Raw genomic sequence first — 8,882 nt, 5'->3', positions numbered from 1 at the left:
ATTCCCAGCCCAGTTGACCCCTTCCTTGCCCTCCCCATGCGCTGTGTGGACGGGCGGCGGCCCCCCGTATTAGGTATTTCCCCCGGGGGGGGGGGGGGCGCCCCCCCCCCCCCCCCCCCCCCCCCCCCCCCCCCCCCCCCCCCGGGCCCCGATCCGGCCCTCGGCCGTCAGACCAGCGAGCCGCCCGGCAGCTCGACCTTCGCTCCGAGCTTCTCCAGCTTCTCCATGAAGTTCTCGTAGCCACGGTTGATCAGATCGATCCCGTGCACCCGCGACGTCCCCTGTGCCGCCAGTGCGGCGATCAGGTACGAGAAACCGCCACGCAGGTCAGGAATGACCAGATCCGCGCCTTCCAGCTTCGTCGGGCCGGAGACGACCGCCGAGTGCAGGAAGTTCCGCTGGCCGAAGCGGCAGTCGGAGCCGCCCAGGCACTCGCGGTAGAGCTGGATGTGCGCGCCCATCTGGTTGAGCGCGGAGGTGAACCCGAGCCGGGACTCGTACACCGTCTCGTGGACGATGGACAGCCCGGTGGCCTGCGTCAGCGCCACGACGAGCGGCTGCTGCCAGTCCGTCTGGAAGCCGGGGTGCACGTCCGTCTCCAGGGCGATGGCGTTCAGCGCGCCGCCCGGGTGCCAGAAGCGGATGCCCTCGTCGTCGATCTCGAAGGCTCCGCCGACCCGGCGGAAGGTGTTGAGGAACGTCATCATCGAGCGCTGCTGTGCGCCCCGTACATAGATGTTGCCCTCGGTCGCCAGCGCCGCGGACGCCCAGGAGGCCGCCTCCAGGCGGTCCGGGATCGCCCGGTGCGTGTACCCGTCGAGCCGGTCGACGCCCGTGATCCGGATGGTCCGGTCGGTGTCCATGGAGATGATCGCGCCCATCTTCTGCAGTACGCAGATGAGGTCCTCGATCTCCGGCTCCACGGCCGCGTTGGACAGCTCGGTGACACCCTCGGCGAGCACCGCCGTCAGCAGCACCTGCTCGGTGGAGCCCACCGACGGGTACGGCAGCCGGATCTTCGTGCCGCGCAGCCGCTGCGGGGCCTCCAGGTACTGGCCGTCGGCCCGCTTCTCGATCGTCGCGCCGAACTGCCGCAGCACGTCGAAGTGGAAGTCGATCGGCCGTCCGCCGATGTCGCAGCCGCCGAGTCCCGGAATGAAAGCGTGGCCCAGCCGGTGCAGCAGCGGGCCGCAGAACAGGATCGGGATGCGCGACGAGCCCGCGTGGGCATCGATGTCAGCGACGTTGGCGCTCTCGACATGGGTGGGGTCCAGGATCAGCTCGCCCGGCTCGTCACCGGGCCGGACCGTCACACCGTGCAACTGCAGCAGCCCCCGCACGACCCGCACATCGCGGATGTCGGGCACATTGCGCAGCCGGCTGGGCCCGCTGCCGAGCAGCGCGGCGACCATTGCCTTCGGCACCAGGTTCTTGGCGCCTCGGACGCGGATCTCGCCCTCCAGCGGGGTTCCGCCGTGGACAAGCAGGACATCGTCTGTGCCGGTCATGAATCTCGCGTTCCGGAGTGGTCGGGCAGGGGGCCAACCGAAAGGGTAATGGCCCTCCACCCCCGGTCCATAAGGCGGCAGGGGGTGTATGAATGTCATGAATCAGCCACAACACGCTCTGCTCGCCGCGCCTCGCAGAGGGTCACCGCCCGTACGTACCTCCCGGGCGGTGCGCTCCCCACGCACTCGTGCGCCCTGAGCTGCGCTCGGACTCCCTCGCCGGACCGGCGCGTCACTTGGTCCCCACGGAGGGCCGAGATGCGGGATCATTTCTGCCATGACCGAGGTGTCCTCGCTCACAGGGCGACTGCTCGTGGCCACACCCGCGCTCGCGGACCCGAATTTCGACCGCGCGGTGGTACTGCTCCTCGACCACGACGAGGAGGGCTCACTCGGCGTCGTCCTGAACCGCCCGACCCCGGTCGGCGTCGGTGACATCCTCGAGTCCTGGGCCGGCCTGACCGGCGAGCCGGACGTCGTCTTCCAGGGTGGTCCGGTCTCCCTCGACTCGGCGCTCGGCGTCGCGGTGATCCCCGGCGACGAGGGGCCGCTCGGCTGGCGCAGGGTGTACGGGGCGATCGGCCTGGTGGACCTGGAGGCGCCGCCGGAACTGCTGGCCGCGGCGCTCGGCTCGCTGCGGATCTTCGCGGGGTACGCGGGCTGGGGCCCCGGGCAGCTGGAGGCGGAGCTGACCGAGGGCGCCTGGTACGTGGTGGAGTCGGAGCCCGGAGACGTCTCCTCGCCGCGTCCGGAACATCTGTGGCGGGCGGTCCTGCGCCGTCAGCGCAGTGAACTCGCCATGATTGCCACCTACCCGGACGACCCTTCGCTCAACTGAACCGCGGGGCTTTCAGTACCCTGGCTGTTATGAGCACTCTTGAGCCCGAGCGCGGGGCAGGTACGGGGACCCTCGTAGAGCCGACACCGCAGGTGTCGAGCGGCGACGGCGACCACGAGCGCTACGCCCATTACGTCCAGAAGGACAAGATCATGGCGAGTGCCCTGGAGGGCACTCCCGTGGTCGCACTGTGCGGAAAGGTCTGGGTGCCGGGGCGCGACCCCAAGAAGTACCCGGTCTGTCCCATGTGCAAGGAGATCTACGAGTCCATGGGCGCCGGTGGCGACAAGGACAAGGGCAAGGGCGGCAAGGACAAGAAGTAGTCCGTCCGCAAGACCGTTCGGGTCGAGCCCCCGGAGCGCGCTGACGCGCGCCCCGGGGGTTTTGCCTACAGCCGTCATCCCCGTGTGCGTGGCGCGGGCTGCACCGGCGCCCGCGCGCGGCACGGGTGAGCGGGCGGGCCCGGTCGAGGTGTCGTCCGCGTACCGTGCGAGAGCCGTGGGCCGAGGGTGCGGCCCTTGATGCCGCTCGCTGATCAACTCCCTGTCGTGGGGGAGGCCGTCCTCCTCGCCGCCCACAAGCTGAACGTCTTTCACTTCCACCTCGCCGACGACCAGGGCTGGCGTGTGGAGATCAAGAGCTTTCCGAAGCTCACCGAGATCGGTTCCTGGCGCACCCGTACCAAGCACGGACACCGGGCGTCAAAGCTGTGGGACGAGACCCCGTACGGCGGCCACTACTCCTCGAGGGCGGCCTCGCGGACGGCGCGGCGGTGTCGTCGTGGCGCGGGTACGCGGGTGGCATCGCCGCAGCCGAGGCCGGGCACGACGTCGTGATGTGCCCGGAGCAGCAGGTCTATCTGGACCACCGTCAGCACGGCGGCCCCGACGAGCCGATGCCCATCGGGTACGTACGCGCCCTGGAGGACGTCTACCGCTTCGAACCCGTACCGCCGGGCCTGACCGACGAGGCGATCCGTCACATCCTGGGCACCCAGGCCAACGTGTGGACCGAGGTCATGCAGAACCGGTCCCGCGTCGACTACCAGGTCTTTCCGCGGCTCGCGGCGTTCGCAGAAGTCGCCTGGTCGGCGCCGCCCGCCTCCGCCGACCGGGACTTCGCCGACTTCGAGCGCCGGATGACCGCGCACTATGCCCGGCTTGACGCGCTCGGCATCGATTACCGCCCGCCGGGAGGCCCGTTGCCGTGGCAGAAACGCCCCGGCATCCTCGGACGTCCGATCGAGGGTGCGCCCCCGAACGTGTGATCCCGCTCGCGAACCGGGACACGGCCGCCGCGGTTCCTGGGACCGTGGTGGCCGGAAGCACTCTCGCCGGCCCTGCCGGAACCGCGCTTCCCTGGAAGGGAATAAGTCGTACAAGGCTTACCGAAGAGTGGCAATTCGCACTCTGTGTATAAGAGGCGCGAAACGGGAGCATCCCCCAGGTCAGGGGCGGATGCGCCCTTCGCGGACCCTCGCGTCGGTCCGATCAGAAGATGTGCCAGAGTTGCCACGTCCGGGCTTTGAGCACGTACCGTACGGCGAAACAAGCGGGACGCCGGGACACCGGGAAGGGGCAGCTGGGTTGACCACGCACGCACCGCAGGCGACGCAGACGGTGATGCTGCCCGCCTCGCTCGACGAGGCCGTGGCGGCACTGGGCGCCATGCCGGCCGCCGTTCCCGTGGCCGGCGGCACGGACTTGATGTCGGCCGTCAACAAGGGGCTGCTGCGCCCCTCCGGACTCGTCGGCCTCGGCCGCATCAGCGAGCTCCGCGGCTGGCACTACCAGGACGGTCACGCACTGCTCGGCGCCGGGCTCACCCACGCACGCATGGGCCGGCCCGACTTCGCCGCACTGATCCCCGCCCTGGCCGCGTCCGCGCGCGCCGCGGGCCCGCCCCAGATCCGTAACGCCGGGACGCTCGGCGGCAACATCGCCACCGCGGCCCCGACCGGCGACGCCCTTCCCGTGCTTGCCGCTCTGGAGGCGGAGCTCGTCATCGCGGGCCCGGGCGGCGCCCGTCGCGAGATTCCCGTCTCGCACCTGCTGGCCGGCCGGGAGATGCTCGAACCCGCGGAGCTGATCGCCTTCATCCGCGTACCGCTGCTGCACGCCCCCCAGGTCTTCTTCAAGGCGACCGGCCGCACCGGCCCCGGCCGCGCCACCGCATCGGTCGCGATCGTCCTCGACCCGGCCCGGCGCGGGGTGCGCTGCGCGGTCGGCGCGATCGCACCGATGCCGCTGCGTCCGCTGGAGGCCGAGCGCTGGATCGCCTCGCTGGTCGACTGGGACGGCGAGCGGGGCCTGGCGCCCGACGCGCTGGCCGCCTTCGGCGAGTACGTCGCCGCCGCCTGCGTCCCGGACCAGCCGCCGCCCGCCGACGGGGGAGAGGCGCCACCGCTGCCCCCCGCCGTACTGCATCTGCGGCGTACGGTCGCCGCGCTCGCCCGACGCGCGCTGGGGAGGGCACTGTCGTGAGCAACAGCAACGCCGACAACAGGAACAACGAGGGCACCGCCGACGAGCACGGCGGCTGGCAGCCGACCGCGCAGGGCGGCGAGTACGACGCCGAGGCGACCGCCTTCGTCCAGCTGCCCCCGGAGGACCTGGCGAACATCCCGCTGGCCGCTCCCGGCCAGGGCTACGTGCCGCCGATGATCGTGCCGCTGACCCCTGCGGCCGGGCTCGACCCGGCGGTGACGGGCAGCTGGGTCGTGCAGACGCGGAGCACGCAGGGCCAGGAGACGGAGCATCAGGCGACGGGCGCGGTGCACTGGCCTGACCCGAACGAACAGCTGCATCAGCAGCACCAGCAGCTTCCGGAGTACCCGCAGCACGAGCAGTACCCGCAGCAGGGCGAGACGTCGGCCTCGACCGGCGAGTGGAACTTCGACGAGGCGACGGTCGCCGAGACCTCCGGCCACACCGGCCAGTGGACGATCCCGGTCGCCGAGGGCGACCTGCCGGAGGAGTCAGGCGAGTTCGCGGCCTCGGCGGCGTCCCAGTGGTACGCGGACCGGACGCCACCGGCCACGCTGCCGGGTGGCGCGCCCGCGCCGTGGGCGACGCAGCCGGAGACTCCCGAGGTTTCCGAGACGGCCGAGACGGCCGAGACGGCCGAGACGGCCGAGATGGCCGAGATGGCCGAGACGGCCGAGATGGCCGAGACGGCCGCGGAGGGCACGGCGGACACCCCGGCGCCGGGCACGGACCTCCCGCAGGCCCCGGCCCCGGACGCCACCGGGTCGGAAACGGCCGAGCCGCTGACGGAGCCCATGGCCGACACCATGGCCACCCCCGAGCAGGCCCTCCCCGCCGACCCCCCTCACGACACCGCCTTCGGCGCCCCCCTCGACACGCCCCCCGACACCCTCAGCGAACACCCGTCCGCCTCCTACGTCCTGCATGTGAACGGCGCCGACCGCCCCGTCACGGACGCCTGGATCGGCGAGTCCCTGCTCTACGTGCTCCGCGAGCGTCTCGGCCTCGCCGGAGCCAAGGACGGCTGCTCGCAGGGCGAGTGCGGTGCCTGCAACGTCCAGGTCGACGGCCGCCTCGTCGCCTCCTGCCTGGTCCCCGCGGCCACCGCGGCGGGCAGCGAGGTCCGTACGGTCGAGGGGCTGGCCGTCGACGGCGAGCCGTCCGACGTGCAGCGCGCCCTGGCCGACTGCGGCGCCGTCCAGTGCGGCTTCTGCATCCCCGGCATGGCCATGACCATCCACGACCTGCTGGAGGGCAACCACGCCCCCAGCGAACTGGAGACCCGCCAGGCGCTCTGCGGCAACCTCTGCCGCTGCTCCGGCTACCGCGGCGTCCTGGACGCCGTGAACGAGGTCATCGCGGGCCGCGAGGCGACCACCGAGGCCACCACGGAGCCCGGCGCCGCCACCGCGTCCGCGGATGCGCATTCCACCGAGGCCCGCATCCCGCACCAGGCGCCGCCCGGTGCCGGTAGTGTCCAGCCCCATCTGCAGGACGGAGGCATGGCGTGAGCAACGACGCAGCCACCGCAACCCACACGGCGCTCACCCTTCCGCCGGTGGACGGCCCCGGCGCCGAGCCGCCCGTACTCGGCATCGGCGCCTCGCTGCCGCCCGCCGACACCCGTGCCAAGACCGAGGGCACGTTCCCGTACGCGGCCGACCTCTGGGCCGAGGGACTGCTCTGGGCGGCCGTGCTCCGTTCCCCGCACCCGCACGCCCGCATCCTGTCCATCGACACCACGGGCGCCGCGGAGATGCCCGGCGTACGTGCGGTCGTCACCCACGAGGACGTCCCCGGCGACGCGGCATACGGACGCCGGGTCGTCGACCGCCCCGTCTTCGCCTCCGAACTGGTCCGCCACCACGGCGAACCGATCGCCGCGGTCGCCGCCGACCACCCCGACACGGCCCGCCTCGCCGCGGCGGCGATCGTCGTCGAGTACGAGGTCCTCGAACCGGTCACCGACCCGGAGAAGGCGTTCGCCGCAGAGCCCCTGCACCCCGACGGCAACCTCATCCGCCACATCCCGCTGCGCTACGGCGACCCGGACGTCACGGGCGACGTCATCGTCGAGGGCCTGTACCGCATCGGCCGCCAGGACCCCGCCCCGATCGGCGCCGAGGCCGGCCTCGCCGTGCCGCGCCCCGACGGCGGTGTGGAGATCTACACCGCCTCCACCGACCCGCACACCGACCGCGACCTCGCCGCCGCCTGCTTCGGCCTCGAACCGGACCGGGTGAAGATCGTCGTCACCGGCGTTCCCGGCGCGACCGGCGACCGTGAGGACCCGGGCTTCCAGCTCCCGCTCGGCCTGCTCGCCCTGCGCACCGGCTGCCCGGTCAAACTGGCCGCCACCCGCGAGGAGTCCTTCCTCGGCCACGCCCACCGCCACCCGACGCTGCTCCGCTACCGCCACCACGCGGACGCGGAAGGCAGGCTGGTCAAGGTCGAGGCACAGATCCTCCTCGACGCGGGCGCGTACGCCGACGCCTCGTCCGAGTCCCTGGCCGCCGCGGTCGCGTTCGCCTGCGGTCCGTACGTCGTCCCGCACGCCTTCATCGAGGGCTGGGCGGTCCGTACGAACAACCCGCCGTCCGGCCATGTGCGCGGCGAGGGCGCCATGCAGGTCTGCGCGGCGTACGAGGGCCAGATGGACAAGCTGGCCACCAAACTCGGCATCGACCCGGCCGAACTCCGCCTCCGTAACTCGCTCTCCACCGGCGACATCCTCCCGACCGGCCAGACGGTGACGTGCCCCGCCCCCGTGGCCGAACTCCTGCATGCGGTCCGGGACTTTCCGCTCCCCGCGCTCCCCAAGGACTCCCCGGAGGACGGCTGGCTGCTTCCCGGCGGCCCGGAGGGCGCAGGTGAACCCGGTGCCGTACGCCGCGGCGTCGGCTACGCACTCGGCATGGTCCACATGCTCGGAGCCGAAGGCGCGGACGAGGTCTCCACCGCCACGGTCAGGGTCCACAACGGTGTCGCCACGGTCATCTGCGCCGCGGTCGAAACCGGCCAGGGCTTCAGCACCCTGGCCCGCCAGGTCGTCCAGGAGACCCTGGGCATCGAAGAGGTCCACGTGGCCGCGGTCGACACCGACCAGCCCCCGGCGGGCCCGTCCACACACGGCCGCCACACCTGGGTCTCCGCCGGAGCGGTGGAACGCGCCGCCAAGATGGTCCGCACCCAGCTCCTCCAGCCCCTGGCCCACAAGTTCGGCATGTCCACCGAGCTGCTCCAGATCACGGACGGCAAGATCACCTCGTACGACGGGGTGCTGTCCACGACGGTCACGGAGGCGATGGACGGCAAGGAACTCTGGGCCACCGCCCAGTGCCGACCCCACCCGACCGAACCCCTGGACGAGTCGGGCCAGGGGGACGCCTTCGTCGGCCTCGCCTTCTGCGCGATCCGCGCCGTGGTGGACGTCGACATCGAACTCGGCTCCGTACGGGTCGTGGAGATGGCGGTCGCCCAGGACGTCGGCCGGATCCTCAACCCGTCCCAGCTGACGGCCCGTATCGAGGCGGGCATCACCCAGGGCGTCGGCGCCGCCCTCACCGAGAACCTCCGCAGCGCCCGCGGCCTGATCCGCCACCCCGACCTCACCGGCTACGCGCTCCCGACAGCCCTGGACGTACCGGACATTCGCATCGTCGAACTCGTCGAAGAACGCGACGTGGTGGCCCCCTTCGGCGCCAAGGCCGCGTCAGCCGTACCCGTGGTGACCTCCCCTGCGGCAGTGGCCGCAGCAGTACGAGCCGCCACCGGCCGCCCGATCAACCGCCTTCCGATCCGACCCCAGGCGGCGGTGGCGGCCCCCAAGTCCTGAGCCCTCCCTGCACGGATGGTGTGCTCCGGGTTGCGGAGGCAACCCGGAGACGTCCCAGGGCGAGTTGGAGCCGGGGGGAGCGGTCGGAGGCGGAGGCGAGGGGCACCCCCGCCGTCGTCGCCCACCACCCCGAAGAGGGCACGATCGCACCGTCCACCGGAGCGATGCGCGTCGCGGTGACGACGCCCGTCAACGGTCCGGCGTCCGCAGACGTA

The 8,882-nt window shown here is 72.2% G+C and carries 6 protein-coding genes and 1 pseudogene; 6 read left to right on the top strand and 1 reads right to left on the bottom strand.

Going from position 1 to position 8,882, the window contains the following annotated elements:
- Positions 1–167: 167 nt before the first annotated feature.
- A complete protein-coding gene (gene murA, locus ACIBB8_RS25400; RefSeq protein WP_358857661.1) occupies positions 168–1,508 on the bottom strand; it encodes a UDP-N-acetylglucosamine 1-carboxyvinyltransferase in 1,341 nt (446 codons plus the stop codon).
- A 277-nt stretch (positions 1,509–1,785) separates the two neighbouring features.
- Here murA and ACIBB8_RS25395 point away from each other — a divergent pair, with 277 nt between their 5' ends.
- The 6 genes and pseudogenes from ACIBB8_RS25395 to ACIBB8_RS25370 all read left to right on the top strand — a co-directional run bounded on the left by ACIBB8_RS25395 (position 1,786) and on the right by ACIBB8_RS25370 (position 8,667).
- Complete coding sequence (locus ACIBB8_RS25395) at positions 1,786–2,346, top strand: YqgE/AlgH family protein (RefSeq protein ID WP_358857662.1); 561 nt, start codon at positions 1,786–1,788, stop codon at positions 2,344–2,346.
- A gap of 29 nt (positions 2,347–2,375) precedes the next feature.
- Positions 2,376–2,669 (top strand): DUF3039 domain-containing protein, encoded by a 294-nt coding sequence (locus ACIBB8_RS25390; RefSeq protein ID WP_063756076.1) that lies wholly within the window; start codon positions 2,376–2,378, stop codon positions 2,667–2,669.
- A gap of 240 nt (positions 2,670–2,909) precedes the next feature.
- Positions 2,910–3,613 (top strand): annotated as a pseudogene (locus tag ACIBB8_RS25385) (family 20 glycosylhydrolase); the annotation flags it as partial.
- A gap of 319 nt (positions 3,614–3,932) precedes the next feature.
- Positions 3,933–4,829: an FAD binding domain-containing protein gene (locus tag ACIBB8_RS25380; RefSeq protein ID WP_398955760.1), complete on the top strand. Its 897-nt coding sequence runs from the start codon at positions 3,933–3,935 to the stop codon at positions 4,827–4,829.
- Complete coding sequence (locus ACIBB8_RS25375; RefSeq protein ID WP_398955758.1) at positions 4,826–6,343, top strand: 2Fe-2S iron-sulfur cluster-binding protein; 1,518 nt, start codon at positions 4,826–4,828, stop codon at positions 6,341–6,343. The genes ACIBB8_RS25380 and ACIBB8_RS25375 overlap by 4 nt, the downstream gene beginning before the upstream one ends.
- Positions 6,340–8,667, top strand: a complete 2,328-nt coding sequence (locus ACIBB8_RS25370; protein WP_398955756.1) for a xanthine dehydrogenase family protein molybdopterin-binding subunit — start codon at positions 6,340–6,342, stop codon at positions 8,665–8,667. Before ACIBB8_RS25375 ends, ACIBB8_RS25370 begins: the two co-directional genes overlap by 4 nt.
- The last annotated feature ends 215 nt before the right edge of the window (positions 8,668–8,882 follow it).

The sequence above is a fragment of the Streptomyces sp. NPDC051286 genome (assembly GCF_044455345.1).
Taxonomy (GTDB): Bacteria; Actinomycetota; Actinomycetes; order Streptomycetales; family Streptomycetaceae; genus Streptomyces.
The sequence above is the reverse complement of the archived record's forward strand: the minus strand, read 5'-3'. Positions and strand labels throughout refer to the sequence as shown.